We start from the raw sequence: 23875 nt of genomic DNA, 5'->3' as shown, positions 1-23875 counted from the left end.
CTACCCGCGCAGCTCGAGCGTGCAGCACTTCACGCCGCCGCCGCCGAGGAGCAGCTCGGACAGGTCGACGCCGATCGGCGTGTAGCCGCGCTCGCGCAGTTGACGCTCGAACCCGACGGCCCGGGCGGCGATGACGACCTCGCGACCGTTCGAGATCGAGTTGAGGCCGAGGACGGCTGCGTCCTCGGTGCTCACGTGGATCGCATCGGGGTAGCGCTGCTCGAGGATGCGGTTGCTCGCCTCGTCGAACGCGGTCGGCAGGTAGGCGATGTTCGCGGGCGAGCCGTCGGCGGGAGCCACCGGGTCGAGCACGGCGATCGCGGTGTCGAGGTGGTAGAAGCTCGGGTTCACGAGGTTGAGGGTCACGACCTCGCGGTCGAAGATGCGCCGCACCTCGTCGTGGCTGCGGGGATCGGTGCGGAAGCCGGTCCCGGCGAGGATGGCGTCGCCGACGAGCATGATGTCGCCCTCGCCCTCGTTCACGAACTCGGGGCGCTCGACGCGGAAGCCGTTCGCCTCGAACCACTCCATGTAGGCCGGCCCCTCGGGGATGCGCTCCTCGTAGGTGAACTTCGCCCCGTAGGCGATGCCGTCGAGCGTGAAGCCCCCGTTCGCCGCGAACACCATGTCCGGCAGGCCGTCGAGCGGGTCGATGAGGTCGATCCGGTGGCCGAGATCGAGGTAGGCCTGGTGCAGCTGTTCCCACTGCGACACCGCGAGCGAGGTGTCGGTCGGGTCGTCCGGGTTCATCCAGGGGTTGATCCGGTAGCTGACGGTGAAGCGGTCCGGCCGGCACATGAGATACCGGCGGCGGTTCGGGACGCGGGTGCCGGTCGTGGCGTCCTGCGTGGTGGGGGTGGGGTGGTTGAGCGTCGATGACACGTCGGCCTCCAAACGAGCGAGGGTCGGCGGACGAGGTCCAGGGGCCCGGGGGCACGCCACGTTCATCATTGCATGCGATTCGCAGCGTTTTCACGGAGTATGGCGCAGGAATGCTGCGAAGTGGCAGCTTTTCGCGCAATGATTGCGCTTACACTGGGTCTCATGGACAACCTCGACCGCGGCATCATCGACCTGCTCCGACAGAACTCACGCGCCGGCTACGGCGACATCGGCACGGTCGTGGGCTTGTCGGCCTCAGCGGTGAAGCGACGCGTCGACCGCCTCGTCGCCGACGGGGTCATCCAGTCGTTCACGATCCAGGTCGACCCCACGGTCGACGGCATGCAGACAGAAGCCTACGTCGAACTCTTCTGCCGCGGCACCGTGTCTCCCAACGAGCTGCTGCGGATCCTGTCGGGCGTCCCGGAGGTCGTCGATGCCGGCACCGTCACCGGGAGCGCCGACGCCATCGTGCACATGCGGGCCCGGAACATCCCAGCCCTCGAGGACGCCCTGGAGAAGGTGCGGATCGCCCCCAACGTCGACCACACCCGCAGCGCGATCGTCCTCACCCGCCTCATCCACCGCCACATCGACTGACCCCTCCCCGGCCCGCGAACGGTCACCACAGCACAGTGCGGCTCGTCCGAAGTCACCATTCGTGACCGTTCGCGGGCAGGATGGGCGGATGGAGTGGACGATTCAGACGGGGACCAGTGTGTTCGAGCAATTGCGGACGCAGGTGATCGAGGCCGTCCGCGATGGACGGCTGGCGACCGGGGCGAAGCTCCCGACGGTGCGCGGGCTGGCCGACGAGCTGGGGATCGCACCGAACACCGTCGCCAAGGCGTACCGGCTGCTCGAGACCGACGGGGTCATCGAGACCCGGGGGCGCGCAGGGACGTTCGTGTCAGCGCACGGCGACGCGATCGACCAGCAGGCGCAGCTGGCAGCGGCGGCGTACGCGGATCGCATCCGGGACCTCGGCGTCTCGCCGGACGACGCCGTCGCGCTCGTGGAGGCCGCGCTCCGCGCCTGACGTCGTTTCGCCCTTCGACAAGCTCAGGGACCGGGGAAGGAACTTCGAGACCGGCCCGACTCAGATGACGCTCTGGGACCACGGATCGGGGTTGCCGAACCGGTGCGCGGTGATCGAGATCGCCTGTTCGCGGAGGAACGGCAGCAGCTCCACCCGTCCGGCCTGGGTGACCGGCCCACCCCAGATCGCGATCTCGGGATCGCCGCCGAGCGCCTCAGCGAGTCGCTTCGCGAGCGGCTCAGGCTCGGAGGCCTCCGTTCCGGGTTCCGCTTCCGCGACCGTCTCGGGACGCGGACCGACGATCCGTACCCGGGTCGCGACCGGCGGCTCCTGGCCCAGCTCGCCCGTGTCGATCGACCCGCGGGCCGCCATCCGGGTCAGCCACTGCTCGTCGGTCTCCAGCGAGACGGGGATGCTCAGCTCGGACAGCCAGTCGCGGACCTCGCGCGGCAACCGCCCGCCGAGACTGACGGTGAACCGTGACCGCGACCGCACCGCGGCGATGAGCACCCGCAGCGCATCGCCCAGGTCGGCCCCCGATGCGACCCGCACCGCGACCGGAACCGGCCGGTAGCGCAGGAGGTTCCGTTCCACGCCGAGCTGCGAGACGTCCTTCACCTCGCCGAACTCGTTCCCCCACGCGATCGCGTCACTGAGCGCCGACCGTCGCAGCACGTCGAAGGCTTCGTAGGTGAGCGACGGCTGGGCCGCCTCGATGAGCTTCACGATGCGGGTGTCGAGCCCGCGGAGGTGCAGGCTGCGGCTCGCCGATCCCGGATCCGGTCGCCACTCGCCGAGCCCGAACAGGTAGTTGGGGCCACCGGCCTTCGTGCCGGTCCCGACCGACGAACGCTTCCACCCGCCGAAGGGCTGGCGCTGCACGATCGCACCGGTGATGCCCCGGTTGACGTACAGGTTGCCCGCCTCGACGGTGTCGAGCCATTCCCCGAGATCGACCGGGTCGAGGGTGTGCAGGCCCGCGGTCAGTCCGTAGGGGGTCGCGTTCTGCAGGGCGATCGCCTCGGTGAGGTTCGCGGCCTGCATGACACCGAGGACCGGCCCGAAGTACTCGGTCACGTGGAAGGGCGAGCCCGGCTGGACACCGGTGCGGACCCCCGGCGACCAGAGGCGCTCGCTCGGCTGGCCGAAGTTGACCGAGGAGTCGTCGAGCAGCTTCGGCTCGACGAGCCACTTCTCGCCGAGGCGCAGCTCGGTGAACCCGGCGAGGAGCTTCTCCCCCGCCGGCTCGACGATCGGCCCCATCTGCGTCCGCGCATCGGACGGCCAGCCGACCCGGAGCGAGCGGACGGCGTCCTCGAGCTGCCGCAGGAAGCGGTCGGATCGTGCCACCGAGCCGACGAGGATCACGAGCGACGCGGCGGAGCACTTCTGCCCGGCGTGCCCGAAGGCGCTCTTCACGATGTCGGCGACGGCGAGGTCGAGGTCGGCACTCGGCGTGACGATGATCGCGTTCTTCCCGCTCGTCTCCGCCAGCAGCGGCAGGTCGGCACGCCACCCACGGAACAGCTGCGCCGTCTCGAAGGAACCGGTCAGGATCACCCGGTCGACGGCCGGGTGGGAGACGAGCCGACGACCGAGGTCGCCCTCCGCCACGTCGGCGAGCACGAGGAGGTCGCGCGGCACCCCGGCGTCCCAGAGCGCCTCGACGACCACCGCTGCGCACCGCTTGGCCTGTGGAGCGGGCTTGATGATCACACCACTGCCGGCGGCGAGCGCCGCGAGGACGCCTCCGGCCGGGATGGCGACGGGGAAGTTCCAGGGCGGCGTCACGACCGTGAGCGCGGAGGGGACGAAGCTCGCGCCGTGCACGCTCTCGAGCAGGGGTGCGTTGGCCGCGTAGTAGTGCGCGAAGTCGACCGCCTCACTCACCTCGGGATCGGCCTCGGCGATCGTCTTGCCGGTCTCGCTCGCCATGACCTCGATGAGGTCCGCCCGACGGGAGGCGAGGACCCGAGCTGCAGCGTGCAGGACGGCGGCCCGTTCGGCAGCGGGTCGGGCTCCCCATCGCTCACCGGCGGCGCGGACCATCGTGATCGTGCGTTCGAGGACGCGTGGGTCGTCGATGGCTGCGGCCGCGACCGCGGAGCCACCGAGGGTCGACTGCGGGACGCGCGCCAGGATCGACGCTCCCCACGCCCGGTTCGCCGCGAGCGAGGGGTCGGTGTCGGCGGTGTTCTCGAAGCCTGGGGCGCCGTCGACGACACCACCACGCTCCGAACGGGAGAAGACCGCCGTCTCGACGTACGCGGAGGACGGATCGGCGTGGAAGCGGTCCTCGCCGCCGCTCGATCCGCGTTCCAGCCCGAGGACCTGCTGCGTGAGTCCCGCGTCGGGCGCCTGTGCGGGATCGCGGAAGCGGTCGTCCCCGTCGTTGTCGGGCACCGGTGTCTCCGGGGCCTCCGCGGCGCGGTCCTGCGTCCGGTTGGGGGTCGGCACCTGCCCGGCGGTCTCTCCGAGGGCGTCGACCGACGCGAGGAACCGACGTCGCTCGCGCGCGAACAGGGTCGGCTTCTCGGCGAGCTCGAACACCGCCGACATGAAGTTCTCCTCGCTGGCGTTCTCCTCCAGACGGCGGACGAGATAGGAGATCGCGACGTCGAACTCCTTCGGGTTCACGACAGGCGTGTACAGCAGCACCGTCCCGACGTCCCGCTTGATGGCCTCGACCTGACCGGTCGCCATCCCCAGCAGCATCTCGAAGTCCACCCGCTCACGCACACCGCGGTCGCCCGCGAGGAGCCACGCGTAGGCGATGTCGAAGAGGTTGTGCCCGGCGACCCCGACCCGCACGACGTCCGCGTGCGCCGGCGTGAGCGCCCAGTCGAGCACCCGTTTGTAGTTGGTGTCGGTCTCGCGCTTCGATCCGGTCGTCGCGAGCGGCCAGCCGTGGATCGCCGCGTCGACCCGCTCCATCGCGAGGTTCGCGCCCTTCACGAGCCGCACCTTGATGGGCGCGCCACCGGCGGCCACGCGCTGCTTCGACCAGGCGGTGAGCTGCATCATCGCCTCGAGGGCGTCGGGCAGGTAGGCCTGGATGACGATGCCGGCCTGGTACTGCAGCAGCTGCGGCTGGTCGAGGAGTCGGGTGAAGACCGCGATGGTGAGGTCGAGGTCGCGGTACTCCTCCATGTCGAGGTTGATGAAGGTGCCGGTCGCGAGCCCCTCCTCGTAGAGCGGCACGAGGCGCCGGACGATGCGGTCGACGACCTGCTCGAACGACCACATGGAGAGTTGGCTGGCGATCGACGAGACCTTGATGGACACGTAGTCGACGTCGGGGCGCTGCAGGAGCTCGCGGGTGCCGGCGAGCCGTTTCGCCGCCTCGCCCTCGCCGAGGACGGCCTCCCCGAGGAGGTTCAGGTTGAGTCGGGAACCGTCGGCGCGCAGTTTCGCGATCGCGTTGCCGAGCTCACGAGGACGGCTGTCGACGATGAGGTGGCCGACCATGCCCCGGAGGACGCGGCGCGCGGCGGGGACGACTACCCAGGGCAGGACCGGACCGACCAGACCACCCGTGCGGACGGCGGCCTGCTCGTACCAGGGCAGGAACCGCGGCGTCCGACCGGCGAGAGCGGCGAGAGCGTTCCCGGCGACGAGCGGGTCCTCCGGGCGCATGACGCCGTCGACGAACCCGACGGTGAATTCGAGACCGTTGGGATCGCGCAGCACGCCGGCGAGCCGCTCGGCGGCGGGATCGGTCGGAGCTTCCGCCCCTTCGTCGACCCATTTCGACGCGAGGGCGATCGCACGATCCGCGAGTCCGACCGGTTCGGTGGGACCCTCGTTCGCAACGTTCGCCATGCTGCTCAGCCTATGCTCCGATCCGCCGATCCCCGCTGAGGCTCGCGAGTACACGCCTGGTGGCTGAGCACCCCGGTCGGTCGCCGCCCTTCGACAAGCTCAGGGACCGGTGGGCCATGTCGCGGAGACCCCGCCCCGGCCGCGGCCCTTCGACAAGCTCAGGGACCGGTGCACCACATCGCTGAGACCCCTCCCCGGTCACTGAGCCTGTCGAAGTGCGCCTGCGAATAGGGTGTGGTCATGCAATCCGTCGAGCAGTACGACGCCGTCATCGTCGGCGGCGGGCACAACGGCCTCACCGCCGCCGCCTACCTCGCACGCGCGGGCAAGCGCGTCCTGCTCCTCGAACGCCTCGACCATACGGGTGGAGCAGCCGTCTCGGAACGTCCGTTCCCCGGCGTGGACGCACGTCTGTCCCGGTACTCGTACCTCGTCAGCCTGCTGCCCCAGCGGATCATCGACGAGCTCGGGCTCGACGTCCGGCTCGTCCGGCGCCGCTTCTCGTCCTACACGCCCGACCCCGCGAACCCCGGCACGGGTCTCCTGATCGACAACCGTGACGACGACGCCACCGTTGCGTCGTTCGCGTCCATCGGGCATCCGGAGGACGCCGCGGGCATCGCAGAACTGCACCGTCGGATCGGTCACCTGGCCTCGGTGCTCTGGCCGACCGTGCTCGAGCCGCTCCGCAGCCGTTCCGATGCGCGTGACGCGGCGATCGCCGCCGCCGCGGACCTCGGGGTGCCGGCTGGGGAGGTCGCGTCGATCTGGTCGGCGGTGTTCGATGAGCCGATCGGCCGTGCCATCGAGGACGCCGCGCGTTCCGACCTCGTCCGCGGTGTCGTCTTCACGGATGCGCTCATCGGCACCTTCGCCCGCGCCGACGACCCGACCTTGCAGCAGAACATCTGCTTCCTCTACCACCTGATCGGCGGCGGGACCGGCGACTGGGACGTCCCGGTCGGCGGCATGGGCGCGGTCACGGACGCGCTGCGACACGCGGCCGAGGAGGCCGGTGCTGAGATCCGGACGCTCGCCGAGGTGACCTCCATCCAACCGGAGCACGGGCTCGTCGCGTACGTGGACCTCGCCGCGGAAGCGGAGCTCGAGGCGACCGAACCGATGTCGACGCTGGACCGGTTCCGGCCTCGCCCCGGGGTCGTCGTCCGCGGCGAGTGGATCCTGTCGGGTGCGGCTCCGGCTGTGCTGGAGCGCCTGCTCGACCCGGCGGCGGAGCAACGGGCGGCCGCGGCCGCGTACGCCGCGTGGTCGGCAGCGCGGGGGACGCCGGTGCAGTGGAGTGATGCCGACGCGATCCTCTGCACGGCGCCAGCGCCGGAGGACGGTGTCCCGCATCCCGAGGGCGCCCAAGTGAAGGTGAACCTGTTGCTGCGGAGACTCCCCAAACTCCTCGACCCGGCCGTCGATCCTGCGGCGGCGTTCGGCGGCACCTTCCACATCAACGAGGGCTGGGCGCAGCTGGAGCACGCCTACCTCGAGGCGGAAGCCGGCCGGATCCCCGACCCGCTGCCGTGCGAGATCTATTGCCACACGCTGAGCGACCCCAGCATCCTCTCGCCGGAGCTGCAGGCCTCGGGGGCGCAGACGCTCACCGTGTTCGGCCTCCATGTGCCGCATCGGCTCGCGGTCGCTGCGGACGCGGTCCCCGGCGGCCACGACGCCTTCCGTGACGCGCTGCAGGCCGCGGTACTGCGATCGTTGGACTCGGTGATCGCGGAGCCCATCGAGGATCTGCTGCTGCTCGACGCCGAGGGGCGGCCCTGCATCGAGACGCGGACGACGCTCGACCTCGAGCGCTCCCTGGCGATGCCGGGCGGGAACATCTTCCACGGCCCGCTGTCGTGGCCGTTCCTGGAGGACGACGCCCCACGGACGACGGCGGCCGAGCGGTGGGGCGTCGCGACGGCGCACCCGCGCGTCCTCCTCTGCGGCGCCGGGGCCCGACGCGGTGGCGCGGTCAGCGGACTCGGCGGGCACAACGCCGCGATGGCCGTCCTGGACGCCTGACCCGCACGCCGGAGAACGCGCTGACGCGCTCAGTGGTGACGGTGGTCCTGGATGGTGATCTTCGGGCCACGACGCGGCTTGTGGATGCCGCTCCGACCGATGAGCCGCAGCACCCGCTGCCGGTGACCCGCCCAGGGAGCGAGCAGTTCGAGCATGCCGTCGTCGTCCACGGGTGAGCCGGTGAGCGCCTGCCCCACCGAGGCCGCGAGGTGGTAGTCACCGACACTCACGGCGTCGGGGTCACCGTGCGCTCGGAGCGTCACCTCGGCGGCCGTCCACACGCCGATGCCCGGCAGACTCTGGAGGCGCCGTGACGCGTCATCGGGGTGCTCGTCGATCGTCCGCTCGATCGCGGAGGCGAGTCGCGACGACCGCACGACCGTCTCCGAGCGCTGCGGCCCGACACCCGCCGTATGCCACTCCCAGCTCGGGATCATCCGCCAGGTCTCGGCGGACGGCGCGACGACCATGCCCTCCGGGGCTGGACCAGGAGCGACATCGCCATGTCGGCGCACGAGCAGGCGCCACGCACGCCACGCTTCGAGTGCGGTCACCTTCTGCTCGAGGATCGACGGCACGAGCATCTCGAACACGAGCCGGTTGCGGCTCAACCGCAGTCCCGGGTTCCGCCGGGACACCTCGGTGAGCAGCGGGCTCCGGCTCACGTCGAGTTCCGCCCAGTCGTCGTCGCGCCCGAGCAGCTCCGGCACGCCGGCGATCATCCACTCGGCTCCCGGACCCCAGGCGGTCGCCTCGACCTCGCCGTCGCGGACCGTCGAGACGTACAGGGTCGCGCCGCCCTGTGGGGTGCGCGCCGTCAGCCAGACCCCGCCAGGCGTACGGCGGTAACAGGGGCCGTCGCCTCCCCGGGCGATGAGGCGCAGGGTGCTGTGGACGTCGAGTGGACCACTCGGCCGGTACACCGTCCGTATCGGATCCGACGCGTGCGACACCGGTCCGGTCGGCTGCAGCGCGGCCTCGACGGACGACAGCGATGGAGCGGCGAACGATGTGGTGGCGGACATGGTGGTCACCCTACGTGGTGACCACCGACATCCGGCGACGCCGACGGCGGCTGAGGATCGCGAGGACGCCCCGACCGCCGCCGATCCGCTATCGCACCAGGCGGAAGTCATACCCGGCCTGATCGATGAACGTTCCGTTCACGCGTTGCTCGACGCGTCCGCCCTGGTAGCGGCCCGGGAGGTAGTCCCGACTCCATTCGACGGTCCACGAGCCCGAGGAGTCGGCCTTCGTCGTCCCGAGTCGGGTGCCCCAGGCTCCGATGATCTCGATGTCGGCCAGCGGTGTCGCCGTGCCGGTGAACACGGGCCGCGTACCGGTGAGGGTGTCGCCGATCCTCGGCGACGTCACCCTGAGGACGGATGCGACGGTGAAGTCGTAGACGGAGCGGTGCGTCTCGACGCCGCCGATGATCTGTCGGACGGTGCCACCCGCGTACCGGGCGGGGAGCAGCGACTTGTTCCAGCTGATCGTCCAGCGTCCACTCGCAGCGACGGCCTCGGTGGTGCCGACGAGATCGCCCCAGGCGCTCCAGATCTCGAGCCTCGCACCGGGCTGTGCCGTGCCGCTGAACACGGGCACCGACGAGGAGATGACGCCACCGCTCGCGGGCGACTCCACGACAAGCGGTGCGACGACCGCGTGGGCGGCCACGGTGAAGTCGTACGGCGCGCGAGACTGCTCCACCCCGTCGATCTCCTGGCGCACCGAGCCGCCGCTGTACCGACCGGGGGTCAGGCTCTTGTTGATCGGCGCCGCCCAGCGATGGTCGTCTCCGACCTCGGCTGCAGCGATCTCCGTACCCCAGGCACCGATCACCCGGATGGTCGCGCCCGGCTCTCCACGACCGCTGAACACCGGGTCTGCGGTCTCGACGGTCTCCCCGATGGCGGGCGAAAGCAGGGTGACGTCCTCGACCGGGCCCGGCTCGGGCGTGGGCTCCCGATAGGTGAACCGGAGCGGTGCCGTGGTGCGCTGTTCCCCGAAGACCTGCGTCGCGGTCGCGGTGTACGCGCGCGGCTCGAGCGTCCGGAGTGACTGCTGACTCCAGGCGCCGCTTCCGTCCACCTCGACGTCGACCAGTGTCACACCCGTCGTGTCATCGAGGACGGTCACCCGCGCGCCCGGTTCTCCGAGACCGGAGAACACCGGACGCGGATCGTCCACCGTGGCGTCGAGTGCGGGCGTTCGGACCGTCACCGCTGTGACGACGCGGTAGGTCAGCGACCAGTTCGCGGTCGAGTCGTCAGAGCGTTGACGAACGGTGCCGGACTGCGCTCCGGGCGCGAGATCGCGGGTCGGAACGGCAGACCAGGTGCCCTCTGCGGTGACGGTCGCCGTGGCGAGTGGTCCGCCGGACGAGTCGAGGACCTCGACGACCGCATCGGGCGTGCCTCGCCCGCTGAACACGGGACGTGGCTCCCGGACGACGGAACCGGGCGTCGGCGCTTCGAGGGTGACCGGGATGGCGACGGGGACGGGATCGAGTCCCTCCGGGGTGACCCGGTCGGCGTCCACGACCGAGCCGAACCCGCCCACGGCCAGCCTGCCGTCGAACTGACGAAGGAAGCCGCCTGCTCCGCCGTTCGAGACGAGGCCGTATCCGCTGACACGGTCGTTCGCGAAGACCTCCCAGCCCCATTGCTGCGCGGTCGAGCCGGTGCAGACCGCCGGGTACACGTACTTGTAGGCCTGCGACGGATCAGGCTGGAGGCACCTCGTGACGCCTCCGACCGTGGTCGTGACCGGACCGGACGCGTCCACCGACGGGAACGTCCAGCGGCCGGATGCGGCGAGCGCCTGGTCGAGCGTGGCGTGCAGCGTCACCCTGGCCGGGTTCAGGACGTCCGTCGAGCCACCGACCGCAAAGAAGGCGTCCGAGCCGGAGGGGAACGCCTGGCCGACGAACCTGCCCTCGACCGAGGACACCGCCGGGGTCGTGTCAGGCGCCGGCTCGGTGGCCCGGGCGGCCGGACCGGTGAGCAGACTCACCGTCATGCCGAGCAGACTGACGATGGCGATGGGGATGGGGAGTTTCATGGGCGACCTTTCGCAAGGGTGCGCCCGAGACGACCCGAGGGAGGGACGTCCGGACGCACCGGCGGAGCGTTCGCGAACGAACGCGGTCAGCCTACAAGTATTCCAGTTGCTTAATCCAGTATGTCGACCGACTGCGAGTCACCAGTCGCTGGGAGCCGGTGCCTTCGTGGGCGGCAGGGCCACATCCCTCGCCCACTGCGCCTGCCACGCAGGCAGGTCGGTTGGAGCCGGGCCGGTGAGCTCGATGAGTTCCGAGAGCGCCACCACGCCGCCCGTGCGCTTGAGGAACCGACCTCGCACGAGGGCTTGTGTGTAGATCTCCCCGCCCACGACCACCCGGTGTTCGATGAACACGCCCTTGTCGTCAAAGCCCGTGACCCGGGTTTCGACGGTGAAGCGTTGCCAGGGCTGCAGCGACTTCCGGAAGGTGATGCTCTCACTCGACACCACCGGGTACCAGCCCAGGTGCTTGAAGCGATCCCAGAGTCCGTTCCGGATCAGGAGGTCGAAGCGGCCGAGATCGAAGATCGAGAGGTACACACCGTTGTTCATGTGGCCGAGGACGTCGAGATCGGTCGGCAGCACGCGCAGCCGGATCCGACCGACGTCCCAGGTGTCGAGGCGCTCGCCGCGACGGGCTCGACGGCGAGACTGCAGGAACATGGCGATGGTGCGGAAGATGAGGTGCACGGATGCGACCGTATCCCGCCGGCGCGGCATCGTGCACCACGGTTGTCCCGACTCGACAACACCCGGGTCCTGGGACGCCTGGTGACGTGTGGCGTCCGACACACCTGGGCCGGATCGCGAACGGTCAGTCAGCGCCGACGGTGTTGCCCTCCCCGCTGTCGGTGACCACCGGGGCCGACGAGGTCGCGACCTTGTTGCCGTTGGCTCCCTCGACGAACGTGACGTTGTCGACGGTCGAGACGTTCACGAGCGTGATGGAGCTGTTGAACGAGAGGTTCACGACGGCTCCCGTCACGGTCACGATGCTGTTGGAGGCCTCCACGACGACGTTCTCGCAGTCGCCGTCGATGGTCACGTTCGAGCTGTCGTCGACGATGGTCGCCGTGCCGTCGACGCACTCACCCGTGACGTCGGGGATCGTGTACTCGGAACCGGTGGTGGAATCGGCGGCGACCGTCGGTGACGCGCTCGTCGTCGACGTCGCACCCGCGTCGGTGCATCCGGAGAGGGCGATGACGGCGAGGCCCGCGGCGGCGAGGAGGGTGGGTTGCTTGGACATGGGTGCTCCTTCGGAGGCTCGGTAGGGGAGGCAGGAGCCGCCGGCCCGGTGCAGCGACACCGGGCCGGCGGCCCCAAGGTCAGCTCACTGGGTGAGGGTGAAGTCGTACCCGGACGAGGCGATGACCTGGCCGCCGACGGTCTCGGTCACGGTGCCGCCGAAGTACCGCGCCGGGAGATAGTCACGCGGCCAGGTGATGGTCCACTCCCCGGTCCGTGGGTCGGCGATCGCGGAGCCGAGGTCGGTGCCCCACGCGCCCGTGATCCGCACCCGCGCCCCCGGGTTCGCCGTACCGGTGAACACCGGCCTGGTGCCGGTGAGGGTGTCGCCGACTCTCGGCGAGGTAACGACGAGTCGGGGCTGGACGATCGTGAAGTCGTAGACGAAGGTGTGCGTCGGTACCCCGTCCACGAACTGCTTCACGGTGCCTCCGGCATACCGGCTCGGGAGGAGGCTCTTGTTCCACGTGATCGACCACGCACCGCTCGCGTCGACCCGCTCCACCGAGCCGAGGACGTCGCCCCACGCGCCACGGATCTCGATGCGCGAACCCGGCTCGCCGGTCCCACTGAACACGGGGGTCGTCTCAGTGATCGTCTCGCCGCGCCTCGGCGACTCGACCACCAGAGGGGCGATCGGCTCGTCCGGCGCACGGACGATGTTCGCCGTGAAGTCGGCGATCGTGATGCGGGAGGAACCGTAGGTGACCTTGCCGCCCGTGGCCTCGCCGACGGGAGCGTCGTCGTTCGCCCGCAGCGTGAACCTCAGCGTGGTCGCGCCGACCGGCAAGACACCCCCGATGCCCAACGCGTCGAGTGTGAAGGCCGGGTGGTCGACCGCAGTGATCCGCGTGTTCGCCGGGTGGTAGACGTCGATGCGCTGACCACCGGCATCGGCGTTGAACGTCGCCTCCACCTCCACGGACTGACCGGGGGCGAGCGTCGGCGTGGGGATCGAGGCGCCGGGCGCGAGCGGCGCCGGGACCGTGAAGTCGAAACGCACCTGGACATCCGACCCGGTTCCGCTCTGGCTCGCGGTTCCCGTGTAGCGGCCGGGCTCGAGCCGGATCGACGGAACCGACCAGGACGTCGAGTCCAGGGGGACGCTCGTGCTCGCGAGCAGGACCTGCGCGTCGGTGCGGATCGAGACGGACGATCCGGGCTGGCCGATACCGCTGAACGTTGGGGTCGGTGTGTCCACCGTGGCGCCGATCGCCGGGGTCCGCAGTTCGAACGGCTCGATCGGAGCCAGCTGCGACTCCACGACGACGTCGGTGAGCGCGTCCATCGTGAGCTCGACGAAGGTGTCGGTGTCCGTCCCGCCCAAGGAGTACGGACTCGACACCGGGTACAGCGCGTAGCCGGCGACCCACTTGTTCGAGACGTAGCGCCACTCGAAGTCCTGCGACGGGGAACCGGTGCACGTCCGGGCTGCGACGAGCGCCCGGGAGCCGTCGCCCGCGGGCGTCAGGCAGAGCGCCGAGGAGGTTCCCGTGCCGGTGATCGGCCCGGCCGCACCGACGGCAGGGAGGGAATACGTCCCCGCGAGCGACGCTGCTCCGCCCACCGAGGACGAGTACAGCCGCTGGACGTTCCGACCCGACTCCGGCGCGGAGAGCCCGACGTACGCCGAGGATCCGCTGGAACGGTTCTGCAGGACGAGCTTGCCGATCACCCTCGAGGTGCCTGCCGAAGGGGCCACGGCGTCCGGCGCACCGGGGACATCCCCGATGCCGAACGCGTCACCGGGTCCGTCGTCGTGCTCCTGGGGGTCGGCGATGGACCCGACGGGCGGAGCGGCGGACGCCGGGACCGGGACTCCCACCGCGGTGAGCAGGATGGTCGCAGCGGCCAGGGCCGAGAGCGTGGATCGCAGGAGCAGGGAGCGCGGAGCACGATTCAGAGCAGTCACGAGGACCGAGGCTACTCATCTGGAATATCGCCGTGGGGGCTGCCGCCGGATCTGTGGAGAACTCGTCCCTCAGTCGGTCGGCACGTGCCGCTCGTCGGGCCCGACGTACTCGGACAGCGGACGGATGAGCGCGTTCGACGCGAGCTGCTCGGCGATGTGCGCCGTCCACCCGACGATCCGAGCGGCGACGAACAGCGGCGTGAACGTGACCGTGTCGAACCCGATCAGGTTGTACGCCGGGCCCGAGGGGTAGTCGAGGTTCGGCTTGATGTTCTTCCGCGCGACCATGTCCGCTTCGAGCGTCGTGTACAGCTCGAGGATCTCGGGCTTGCCGTAGTGCTCGGCGAGCCGCTCCAACGCCTTGAGCATCGTCGGCACGCGCGAGTCGCCGTTCTTGTAGACCCGGTGTCCGAAGCCCATGATCTTGCGCTTCTCGGCGAGCGCCGCGTCGAGCCACGCGCTGGCCTGGTCAGCCGTCCCGATCTCGTCGAAGACGTGCATGACGGCCTCGTTCGCCCCACCGTGCAGGGCGCCCTTGAGTGCGCCGATCGCGCCGGTGACCGCCGAGTACAGGTCGCTGAGGGTCGAGGTGATGACCCGGGCGGTGAACGTCGACGCGTTGAAGGAGTGCTCCGCGTAGAGGATCATCGAGACGTCGAACGCCTCGACGACGACCGGATCGGCTTCTTCACCGAAGGTCATGAAGAGGAAGTTGGCGCTGTAGCCGAGGTCGTCGCGCGGCGGGACGAGCTCGAGGCCGTGGCGGCGGCGCTGGTCGTAGGCGACGATCGCCGGCAGCTTCGCGTACAGGCTCGCGGCCTTCACCGCGTTGGCCTCGGGGGTGTTGGTCTCGGCGGTCGGGTCGTTCGCACCGATCACGCTGACGGCCGTGCGGAGGGCGTCCATCGGGTGGCTCTCGGTCGGGAGGAGGTCGATGGCCGCCTTGACGTTGTCGTCGAGCGCTCGCTGGCCCCGCTCCAACGCAGTGAACTCCGCGAGTTCGGCGTCCGTGGGCAGTTCACCGTTCCAGAGCAGGTACGCGACCTGCTCGAAGCTGCAGTGCTCGGCGAGCTCCTGGACCGGATACCCGCGGTAGAGCAGGGAGTTCGTCTCCGGGTTCACCTTCGAGACGCTCGTCACGTCGACGACGACGCCGGCGAGACCCTTCTTGATGTCGCTGGTCGCTTCGGTCATGCGTTGCTCCTTTGCGTACTGCCTGCGCGCGTCCTGCGCGCGTCGGTCGAGCTTGGCACCCGGCTGGCCCCTCGACAAGCTCGGGGAGCGGAGACCCAGGTGGTGTTCACCGGCGAGGGGACGCCTACCGGTCGATGGTGAAGTTGAAGACCGAGGTGTCGAAGCGGTTGTAGCCCTCGTAGTCGATCAGTTCGTAGAGGTCGGCACGGTGCTGCATCTCACCGAGCTTGCTCGTGAGCGAGCCCTCGTCGTTCAGCGTGTCGAGCGCGCGACCCGCGGCGCCCATCGCGATGCGGAGGAGCGACACCGGCCAGATGACGATGTTCACGCCCACATCGGCGAGCTGCTGACTCGTGAACAGCTCGCTCTTGCCGAACTCCGTCATGTTGGCGAGGATCGGCACGTCGACCGCGTCGCGGACGGCGGCGAACTCCTCGAGCGACCGCATCGCCTCGGGGAAGATCGCGTCGGCTCCGGCGTCGACGAGCTGCTTGGCCCGGTCGATCGCGGCGTCGAGACCGTCGACGGCGGCGATGTCGGTGCGCGCCATGATGAGCAGGTTCGCATCGCGCCGGGCGTCGACGGCGGCACGGATCCGGCCGAGCGCGGTGGAGGTGTCGACGACCTGCTTGCCGTCGAGGTGGCCGCAGCGCTTCGGGTTGACCTGGTCCTCGATGTGCAGCCCGGCGAGCCCGGCGTCCTCGATCTCCTGGACGGTGCGCGCGACGTTCATCGGCTCCCCGAAGCCGGTGTCGGCGTCGACGATCGCGGGCAGCTCGGTCATCCGGGCGATCTGCTTGGCGCGACCGGCGACCTCGGTGAGGGTCGTCAGTCCGATGTCGGGCAGCCCGAGGTCGGCGGAGAGCACCGCGCCGGAGATGTAGACGCCGTCGAAGCCCTTCTGCTCGATGAGCCTCGCCGAGAGCGGGTTGAACGCGCCCGGGAAGCGCAGCAGCTCACCGGTGGCGAGTCGCTCGCGGAACAGCCGGCGCTTCTCCGCCGGCGTGGTCTCGCTGTACAGCATCAGCACAGTCCCTTCTGGAGGTCGGCCGGCATCAGAACAGGCCGGTCGGGTGGGGTGCCGAGGCGAGGACCCCGGAGGCGGCCTGGATGCTCAGCTGCTTGACCTCGTCGGCGTCGAGCTCCGGGAGGCGTTCGGCGAGCGCGAGGAAACGCTCGATCTCCTCCGCATCGAGGACGTCGGCGGCGAGCGTGCGGAACTTGTGGACGTAGTCGGCGCGCGCGAACGGCCGGGCGCCGAGCGGGTGGGCATCGGCGACGGCGATCTCTTCGACGATGGTCGACCCGTCCGTGAGCGTGATCTCGATGCGCCCGCCGAACGCCTGTTCGGCCGGGTCGAGCGAGTGGTAGCGGCGCGTCCACTCAGCGTCCTCCGCCGTCGAGATCCGGTGCCACAGCTCGACGGTGTCGGCTCGGGTGGCGCGTTCGGGACGGTAGGAGTCGACGTGGTGCCACGCGCCGTCCTGCAGCGCCACCGCGACGATGTAGGGGATGGAGTGGTCGAGGGTCTCGCGCGACGCCGTCGGGTCGTACTTCTGCGGGTCGTTCGCGCCGGAGCCGATGACGTAGTGCGTGTGGTGCGAGGTGTGGAGGACGATGCGGTCCACGGCTCCGGGGGCGAGGACTTCCGGGTGCTCGTGGTGCAGCTTGCGGGCGAGGTCGATCCACGCCTGCGCCTGGTACTCCGCCGAGTGCTCCTTCGTGAAGGAGTCGAGGATCGCGAGCTTCGGCTCACCGGCGCCGGGCAACGGGACGTCGTAGGAGGCGTCGGGGCCGTCGAGCAGCCAGGCGACCACGCCGTCCTCGCCCTCGTAGATCGGCGACGGGCTGGTCTCGCCGCGCATCGCCCGGTCGACGGCCTCGACCGCCATCTTGCCGGCGAACGCGGGAGCGTGCGCCTTCCAGGTGGAGATCTCGCCCTTGCGCGACTGGCGGGTGGCCGTCGTGGTGTGGAGCGCCTGGCCGATCGCCTGGTGGATGGTGGCCTGGTCGAGGCCGAGCATCGTGCCGATGCCGGCCGCGGCGCTCGGGCCGAGGTGTGCGACGTGGTCGATCTTGTGTCGGTGCAGGCTGATCGCCTTCGCGAGGTCGATCTGGATCTCGTAGCCGGTCGCGATCCCGCGGACGAGGTCGGCGCCCGTGCAGCCGACGTGCTGGGCCACCGCGACGATGGGCGGGATGTTGTCGCCCGGGTGCGAGTACTCGGCGGCGAGGAAGGTGTCGTGGAAGTCGAGCTCGCGCACGGCGACGCCGTTGGCCCAGGCCGCCCATTCCGGGGAGACGCGGCGGGCGAGGTCGGGCCCGAACACGGTGGCACCGTCGCCGCCGGTGCTGACGGGGTGACTGAGCGCCTGGGCGCGAGCCGAGGAGACGGGCCGGCGCGTGAGCGAGGCGGCTGCGACGGCGGCGTTGTCGATCACCCGGTTGATGATCATGTCGACGACCTCGGGCGTCACCTCCACCGGATCGGTCGCGACGCGGGCGAGCTGCCAGGCGAGCTGTCCTTCGCGGGCGAGGTTCTCGTCGCTGCGGTGGACGCGCAGGTGGTGCTGGATCACGGGTGTTCCTTTCGGGTGCGGCCCGTCCGAGTGTGCTGCGGGGCGTCGCATCCTCCAGCCTACGCCCGCGGGTCCGTCGCGCCGCAGCAGGAGAACCGCCCGGGAACAGGACATTTCGCGTGGAACGGTCCTGCTGTCGCGCCGATCTCCTGGCGCCGTGGAATACCAGCCTCGTTCTCCGCATCCACCCAGCCCGCGTACACCGCGCATACGGCGGCCACGGCCAGAGTGACACGCATACCGACCCCTGACGAACCGAAGGAGACGACCGTGCCGATGCACACCCCTGGGGCACCACAGACCCCCCACCTGTTCGGCGACGTGGTCCGAGCCGAGGCGCTCCACTACACCGAACTGTTCGCGGAGAAGCCGTTCGTGCCGGCCCTGCTGCTGTACTGCTCGAACGGCGCGTACCGCATCCTGTCGCCGGGCGAGGACCACCCCGGCAGTTACGTCGCCGAGGGGCCGCTGTCCGCGGAGCGGGTGCGCGTGAACTTCATCTCGTGGCCGTCCGAGGACTGGAACCGGAACGTCGCCTTCCACGTGCTCGACTTCGACCGGACGACCGGAGGGTTCACCCAGCGGCTGCGGCTCCCGGGCGATCCCGAGCCGAAGCACCAGGCCGGCCGCCATACCGAGGTCACCGACCTCGGTGACTGGGACGCGGACACGACGTGGGAGACGGCCGAGCCGCTCCTCCACGAGACCCTCGAGGCACTCGCCCGCGGCTGAGGGAGGGAGCGGTGGGCCGAGCGAGCGGCTGGCCGTCACCGGACGGGACGCAGCACCGTGTCCGGACGATCGCCGACGGTCGGCGTCAGGCGGCGAGCAGCTGTGGGTCGGCCGCGGGGCGCAACGGGGTGATCGTCGCGTCGGCGAGCGCGTCCTCGGCCTGCGGCAACTCGACGACGATCGGAGCCGCCGCGGTCTCGAAGCGGTCGGCGATGTCGAACATGAGCGCGTCGAGGCGGGTGCGGAGCGCGTCGGCGATGGTCACCACCACCTCGGAGGAGGCGTCCTTCCGGCCGCGTTCGATCTCCGACAGGTAGGGCGTCGAGACGGCTGCGGCGGTCGCGACGTCCTGCAGGGTGCGCCCCTGTTCGAGGCGACGCGTACGCAGGGCCGCGCCGAGGGCTTCGCGGTACAACATGGCGACTCCTTTCGGCTGCGGGCGCGGGCTCCGTGACCGCGTGCTCTCACTGTAGGCGCGGCTCGGCCAGGCTCGGGGAGCACGCGTTCTGCCGTCAGCGGACAGAGCGGGCCCGCCGCTACAGGAAGATGTCGGGGTAGAGCTCCGATTCGTCGACGCCCGGTGAGTACTTCGCGAGGTCGGTGACCCCGGCCTCAGCGAGGACGTCCTCCACGATGAGCGACCGACCCGTGAGCTCACGCGCCGAAGCCGTCAGGACCTCGTAGGCCGCGTCGGCGTAGATCTCCGGGGTGCGACTCTTCGCCAGGAGGGCCTCTCCGCCGAGGATGTTGCCGACCGCCGCCGTCTTGATCGTCGTCTTCGGCCAGAGCGTGTTCGCGGCGATGCCGTCGCGCCCGAACTCGGCCGCGAGACCGAGCGTCACCATCGACATCCCGTACTTCGCGAGCGTGTAGCCGGTGTGCGCGCCGAGCCACTTCGGGTCGAGGTTGAGCGGCGGGGACAGCGACAGGATGTGCGGGTTCTCCGCGTCCTTCAGCATGGGGATGGCCGCCCGCGACAGCATGAACGTGCCACGCACGTTCACGTCCTGCATGAGGTCGTACCGCTTCGCGTCGAGGTCGAGGGTGCGCGCGAGGCTGATGACGCTCGCGTTGTTGACGACGATGTCGATGCCGCCGAACTCACCGGCGGTCTCGAACACGGCCCGCGTGATGTCGTCGTCGTTCCGGACGTCGCCGAGGATCGGGAGCGCCTGACCGCCGGCCTCACGGATCGCGTCCGCTGCGGTGTGGATCGTCCCCTCGAGGCGGGGATCGGGGGTGTCGGTCTTGGCGAGGATCGCGACATTCGCGCCGTCGCGGGCCGCACGCAGGGCGATCGCGAGGCCGATGCCGCGGCTGCCGCCCGACATGAGGATGGTCTTGCCGGCGAGGGTGGTCATGCGGTGGGCTCCTTCGGGGTGGTGGTGGTCGACGCGCCGGCGCGCTTCGCCGACGCGGCGGCGAACGCTGCGACGCGCGCGACCGACTCGGGCGTCTCGATCGCCGCGCCGATCGTGCGGGCTTCGTCGTCGAGGGCGTCCTGGTAGCCGCGGCCGACACTCTCGCGCAGCAGCCGCCGCGCCTGACCGAACGCGGTCGTGGCTCCGGCCAACCAGAACGCGGCCACCTCGCGGGCACGGGCGTCGAGCTGCTCAGCGGGGACCACCTCGGTCACGAGCCCCCAGGCGAGTGCCTCCTCGGCGCTCAGCATCCGCGGGCCGAGGGTGAGCTCGAGCGCCCGGCGCATGCCGACCGCCTCGGGCAGCAGGGTGCTCACGCCGCAGTCGGGCGTGAGGCCGATGTCGGCGTACTTGCTGACGAACTTCGCCCGGTCGGACGCGATGATCACGTCGGCGACGAGCATGAACCCCAGTCCGCCGCCCGCGACAGCCCCCTGGACGGCGGCGACGATCGGCTTCACGACCGACTGCAGGGTCCGGTGGCCCTCGTGGATGATGTCGGCGAGCTCGGTGACGAAGGCGCCCGTCGATCCTGCGCTGCCGTCACCCATCCGCGACATCGCGAGGACGTCACCGCCCGCACAGAACGCCGGTCCGTTTGCGTCGAACAGGACCGCCCGGACGTCGTCGCGCTCCGCGATCTCGAGGGCGAGGTCGCGCCACCGTCTGGCCGCTCGGTCGTCGATCGCGTTGAGGCTCGCGGGCCGGTTGAGCGTGAGGTGCGCGAGGCCGTCGCTCACCTCGAAGAGGATGGTGTCGTCGCTGGTCACGGAGTGGCTCCCTGGTCGGTGGATGGGTTCGTCGGCATCGGAGAGCCGGTCATTTCGGCGCCATCCGGATCGCGCCGTCGAGGCGGATCGTCTCACCGTTGAGGTAGCCGTTCTCGACGATGTGCAGCGCGAGCGCGGCGTACTCGTCGGGACGGCCGAGGCGGGCCGGGTACGGCACCTGGTGCCCGAGCGACTCCTGCGCCGCCTCGGGCAGGCCGGCGAGCATGGGCGTCTCCATGATGCCGGGCGCGATCGTCACGACCCGGATCCCGAAGCGTGCCAGCTCGCGGGCGATCGGCAGCGTCATCGAGTGCACCGCGCCCTTGGATGCGGCGTAGGCGGGCTGGCCGATCTGTCCGTCGAAGGCGGCGACGGACGCGGTGTTGATGATGACGCCGCGGTCCCCGGCGCCGTCGACGGGATCACCGTCCGGATCGTTGTGCTGCATCGCGTCGGCGGTGAGCCGGATGACGTTGAAGGTGCCGAGGACGTTGACGCGCAGGACGCGTTCGAAGGCCCCGAGGTCCGCCGGGCCGTCGCGGCCGAGCACCTTCGCCGGTGGCGCGATGCCGGCACAGTTCACGACGACCCGCAGCGGGCCACGCGACACCGCCGCTTCGACCGCCGCCTGCACCTGCTCGCCGTCGGTGACGTCGGCGGGCACGAAGGTCGCGAACCCGCCGAGCTCCTCGGCCCGCTCCGCCCCGGGTGAACCGGGGAGGTCGACGAGCACGACCCGCGCACCGGCCCCGGCCAGCCGCGTCGCGGTCGCGAATCCGAGTCCCGAGGCGCCGCCGGTGACGATCGCCGAACTGCCGGTCACATCCATGTCGTGGTTCCCTTCACGTGGTGGGCGCGCCCGTCAGAGGCGCTCGATGATCGTCGCGTTGGCCATACCGCCGCCCTCGCACATCGTCTGCAGACCGTACCGGCCGCCGGTCGCCTCGAGCTGGCCGAGGAGGGTGGCGAGGAGCTTCGTCCCGGAGGCGCCGAGCGGGTGCCCGAGGGCGATCGCCCCGCCACGCGGGTTGAGCCGGTCGTCGTCCACCCCGAACTCGCGTTGCCACGCGAGCGGGACGGACGCGAACGCCTCGTTGACCTCGAACGCGTCGATGTCGTCGATGTCGAGCCCGCTGCGCTCCAGGATGCGGCGGGTGGCGGGGAGGATGCCGGTGAGCATCTCGATCGGGTCGCTCCCGACCGCGGCGAAGGAGACGAAGCGCGCACGCGGTGTGAGCCCCAGCTCGATCGCCCGGACCTCGCTCATGATGAGCGCGGCGGAGGCGCCGTCGGTGAGTGGTGAGGCGTTCCCCGGCGTGATCCGCCAGGCGATCTCGGGGAACCGGGCCGCGAGCCGGTCGTCGCGGAAGACGGCGGGGAGTCCGGCGAGCGCCTCGGGGGTCGTCCCGGCACGGACCGTCTCGTCGGTCGTGACGACGGAACCGTCGGGGAGGGTGACGGCGACGACCTCGCCGTCGAACCCGCCGGACGCCCAGGTCGCGGCGGCGCGCTCATGGGAGCGGGCGGCGAAGGCGTCGAGTTCGTCGCGGCTGAGGTTCCAGCGGGCGGCGATGAGTTCGGCGGAGACACCCTGGCCGACGAGGCCCTCGGGGAAGCGGGCTCGGAGTGCGGAACCGAAGGGGTCTGCCCCCTGCACGTTGGAGCCCATCGGCGCTCGACTCATCGACTCGACACCGCAGGCGATGACGACGTCGTCACCCGCCGACATGACGCTCTGCGCGGCGAAGGTGGTGGCCTGCTGGCTGGAGCCGCACTGCCGGTCGATGGTGGTGCCGGGGGTCTCCTGCGGGAGCCCTGCGGCCAGCGCCGCGTTCCGCGCGATGTTCTGCCCCTGCTCGCCGGACTGGGTGACGCAGCCGGCGTACACGTCCTCGACGACCGCGGGATCGATGCCGGTCCGCTCCACGAGCGCACGGATCGTGCCGGCGAGGAGGTCCGTCGGGTGCACGGCGTTCAGCGCACCGCCCGGTTTGCCCCGGCCGGACGGCGTCCGGATCGCGTCGACGATCACTGCAGTGCGCATAGCCATCTCCTTCGAGGTCTGCGTCCACCCTAGGCCTGGCGCCTTCGTGGACGGCGGCGGTTGTGGCCCTTCGACAAGCGAGGGACCGGAACGTCCGTGTCCGCTGGGCCGGCCCGACGATCCGCGGTCGGCGCCGCGTACGATTGAGCGGTGGCCGACCCGAAGATCCTCCTGTACTACGCGTTCGCTCCCCTGGCGGACCCGGAGGCGATCCGGCTGTGGCAGCGCGACCTCTGCGAGTCGCTCGGTCTCCGTGGCCGCATCCTCATCTCGAAGGACGGCATCAACGGCACAGTCGGCGGCGAGCTCGACGCCTGCAAGCTCTACGTCCGGAAGACGAAGGAGCACCCCGCGTTCCGCGACCTCGACGTGAAGTGGAGCGACGGCTCCGGCTTCGACGAGGACGACCCCGTCCGCACGGCCAGGCACCGGCCAGCGCCCTGGCGTCGGAGTAGCGACTTCCCGAAGCTCAGCGTGAAGGTGCGCGAGGAGATCGTGTCCTTCGGCGCCCCCGGTGAGCTCGTGGTGGACGAGCACGGCGTCTCCGGCGGCGGGGTGCACCTGCAGCCGACGGAACTGCACGAGCTCGTCGCGGAGCGCGGCGACGACGTCGTGTTCTTCGACGGCCGGAACGCGTTCGAGGCCGAGATCGGGCGGTTCGCCGGCGCGGTCGTCCCCGACGTCGCGACCACCCGGGACTTCGTCGCCGAACTCGACAGCGGCAAGTACGACCACCTCAAGGACAAGCCGGTCGTCACCTACTGCACGGGCGGCATCCGCTGCGAGGTGCTCTCGGGACTCATGCGCTCTCGCGGGTTCGGCGAGGTGTACCAGCTCGACGGCGGCATCGTCCGGTACGGCGAGCAGTTCGGCGACGACGGCCTGTGGGAGGGATCCCTGTACGTGTTCGACAAGCGGGGCTCGCTCGAGTTCAGCGATCACGCGGCCGTCATCGGGCACTGTGTCGTCTGCGACGCGTCGACCAAGCACCTGCAGAACTGCGCGGACCCCTCCTGCAAGACGCAGTTGGTCGTGTGCGAGGCGCACGCGGACGGGCCCGACGGCGGCCCGCGATGCGCCGTGCACACCGGGGCCGACGTCTCCACCGATGCTCGCACCGGCCAGCCCGCCTGATCCGCCA

General features: G+C 70.6%; 20 protein-coding genes. 5 read left to right on the top strand and 15 right to left on the bottom strand.

Translation table 11 applies throughout. The features are described 5' to 3' along the window. Positions 1 to 882: a dimethylargininase gene (gene ddaH, locus ITJ66_RS13030; protein ID WP_370582652.1), complete on the bottom strand. Its 882-nt coding sequence runs from the start codon at positions 880 to 882 to the stop codon at positions 1 to 3. Positions 883 to 1044: 162 nt separating this feature from the next. Between ddaH and ITJ66_RS13025 the strand changes: the two genes are divergently transcribed. Both ITJ66_RS13025 and ITJ66_RS13020 read left to right on the top strand, forming a co-directional pair. Continuing rightward, complete coding sequence (locus tag ITJ66_RS13025; protein WP_079706386.1) at positions 1045 to 1482, top strand: Lrp/AsnC family transcriptional regulator; 438 nt, start codon at positions 1045 to 1047, stop codon at positions 1480 to 1482. An 88-nt stretch (positions 1483 to 1570) separates the two neighbouring features. Continuing rightward, positions 1571 to 1921 (top strand): GntR family transcriptional regulator, encoded by a 351-nt coding sequence (locus tag ITJ66_RS13020; protein WP_194644891.1) that lies wholly within the window; start codon positions 1571 to 1573, stop codon positions 1919 to 1921. A gap of 60 nt (positions 1922 to 1981) precedes the next feature. Here ITJ66_RS13020 and ITJ66_RS13015 read toward each other — a convergent pair whose 3' ends face one another. Continuing rightward, positions 1982 to 5743 (bottom strand): bifunctional proline dehydrogenase/L-glutamate gamma-semialdehyde dehydrogenase, encoded by a 3762-nt coding sequence (locus ITJ66_RS13015; protein WP_194644890.1) that lies wholly within the window; start codon positions 5741 to 5743, stop codon positions 1982 to 1984. A gap of 240 nt (positions 5744 to 5983) precedes the next feature. On the opposite strand from ITJ66_RS13015, the gene ITJ66_RS13010 reads away from it, so the two are divergent. Continuing rightward, positions 5984 to 7771 (top strand): NAD(P)/FAD-dependent oxidoreductase, encoded by a 1788-nt coding sequence (locus ITJ66_RS13010; RefSeq protein ID WP_194644889.1) that lies wholly within the window; start codon positions 5984 to 5986, stop codon positions 7769 to 7771. A gap of 29 nt (positions 7772 to 7800) precedes the next feature. On the opposite strand, the gene ITJ66_RS13005 is transcribed toward ITJ66_RS13010, so the two are convergent. The 8 genes from ITJ66_RS13005 to ITJ66_RS12970 form a co-directional block, all read right to left on the bottom strand. Then, entirely contained in the window at positions 7801 to 8796 is a 996-nt protein-coding gene (locus ITJ66_RS13005; protein ID WP_228501920.1) for a DNA-3-methyladenine glycosylase, read from the bottom strand. Positions 8797 to 8884: 88 nt separating this feature from the next. Next, on the bottom strand, positions 8885 to 10834 hold the full coding sequence (locus tag ITJ66_RS13000) for a hypothetical protein (protein ID WP_194644888.1): 1950 nt from the start codon (positions 10832 to 10834) through the stop codon (positions 8885 to 8887). Between the two features lie 138 nt (positions 10835 to 10972). Next, positions 10973 to 11524, bottom strand: coding sequence for an acyl-CoA thioesterase (locus tag ITJ66_RS12995; RefSeq protein WP_370582651.1), 552 nt, complete (start codon positions 11522 to 11524; stop codon positions 10973 to 10975). Between the two features lie 124 nt (positions 11525 to 11648). Beyond that, positions 11649 to 12083 carry a hypothetical protein gene (locus tag ITJ66_RS12990; RefSeq protein WP_194644886.1) on the bottom strand — a complete coding sequence of 145 codons (435 nt, stop codon included), beginning with the start codon at positions 12081 to 12083 and terminating at the stop codon, positions 11649 to 11651. A gap of 84 nt (positions 12084 to 12167) precedes the next feature. Beyond that, positions 12168 to 13994, bottom strand: coding sequence for a hypothetical protein (locus tag ITJ66_RS12985; protein ID WP_194644885.1), 1827 nt, complete (start codon positions 13992 to 13994; stop codon positions 12168 to 12170). A 69-nt stretch (positions 13995 to 14063) separates the two neighbouring features. Next, entirely contained in the window at positions 14064 to 15188 is a 1125-nt protein-coding gene (locus ITJ66_RS12980) for a bifunctional 2-methylcitrate synthase/citrate synthase (protein ID WP_159876201.1), read from the bottom strand. A gap of 124 nt (positions 15189 to 15312) precedes the next feature. After that, positions 15313 to 16212 carry a methylisocitrate lyase gene (prpB, locus tag ITJ66_RS12975; RefSeq protein WP_079706378.1) on the bottom strand — a complete coding sequence of 300 codons (900 nt, stop codon included), beginning with the start codon at positions 16210 to 16212 and terminating at the stop codon, positions 15313 to 15315. Between the two features lie 31 nt (positions 16213 to 16243). Then, positions 16244 to 17818, bottom strand: coding sequence for an MmgE/PrpD family protein (locus ITJ66_RS12970; RefSeq protein WP_194644884.1), 1575 nt, complete (start codon positions 17816 to 17818; stop codon positions 16244 to 16246). Between the two features lie 219 nt (positions 17819 to 18037). Here ITJ66_RS12970 and ITJ66_RS12965 point away from each other — a divergent pair, with 219 nt between their 5' ends. Further along, a complete protein-coding gene (locus ITJ66_RS12965) occupies positions 18038 to 18499 on the top strand; it encodes a hypothetical protein (protein ID WP_194644883.1) in 462 nt (153 codons plus the stop codon). 85 nt (positions 18500 to 18584) lie between these two features. Here ITJ66_RS12965 and ITJ66_RS12960 read toward each other — a convergent pair whose 3' ends face one another. The 5 genes from ITJ66_RS12960 to ITJ66_RS12940 form a co-directional block, all read right to left on the bottom strand. Beyond that, positions 18585 to 18917, bottom strand: a complete 333-nt coding sequence (locus ITJ66_RS12960) for a helix-turn-helix domain-containing protein (RefSeq protein WP_137244229.1) — start codon at positions 18915 to 18917, stop codon at positions 18585 to 18587. Positions 18918 to 19035: 118 nt separating this feature from the next. After that, positions 19036 to 19860 carry an NAD(P)-dependent oxidoreductase gene (locus ITJ66_RS12955; protein WP_064294896.1) on the bottom strand — a complete coding sequence of 275 codons (825 nt, stop codon included), beginning with the start codon at positions 19858 to 19860 and terminating at the stop codon, positions 19036 to 19038. Continuing rightward, the gene (locus ITJ66_RS12950; protein ID WP_194644882.1) at positions 19857 to 20690 is read right to left on the bottom strand and encodes an enoyl-CoA hydratase/isomerase family protein; all 834 of its coding nucleotides are present in this window, start codon (positions 20688 to 20690) and stop codon (positions 19857 to 19859) included. The genes ITJ66_RS12955 and ITJ66_RS12950 overlap by 4 nt, the downstream gene beginning before the upstream one ends. 49 nt (positions 20691 to 20739) lie before the next feature. Then, complete coding sequence (locus ITJ66_RS12945) at positions 20740 to 21519, bottom strand: 3-hydroxyacyl-CoA dehydrogenase (protein WP_071260445.1); 780 nt, start codon at positions 21517 to 21519, stop codon at positions 20740 to 20742. A 33-nt stretch (positions 21520 to 21552) separates the two neighbouring features. Next, a complete protein-coding gene (locus ITJ66_RS12940; RefSeq protein WP_194644881.1) occupies positions 21553 to 22734 on the bottom strand; it encodes a thiolase family protein in 1182 nt (393 codons plus the stop codon). Between the two features lie 150 nt (positions 22735 to 22884). On the opposite strand from ITJ66_RS12940, the gene ITJ66_RS12935 reads away from it, so the two are divergent. Next, on the top strand, positions 22885 to 23868 hold the full coding sequence (locus tag ITJ66_RS12935) for a rhodanese-related sulfurtransferase (RefSeq protein ID WP_191942041.1): 984 nt from the start codon (positions 22885 to 22887) through the stop codon (positions 23866 to 23868). Positions 23869 to 23875 lie beyond the last annotated feature (7 nt).

The sequence above is a fragment of the Plantibacter sp. VKM Ac-2885 genome, assembly GCF_015351205.1.
Lineage (GTDB): Bacteria > Actinomycetota > Actinomycetes > Actinomycetales > Microbacteriaceae > Plantibacter > Plantibacter auratus.
This window is presented reverse-complemented; position numbering and strand designations above follow the sequence as displayed.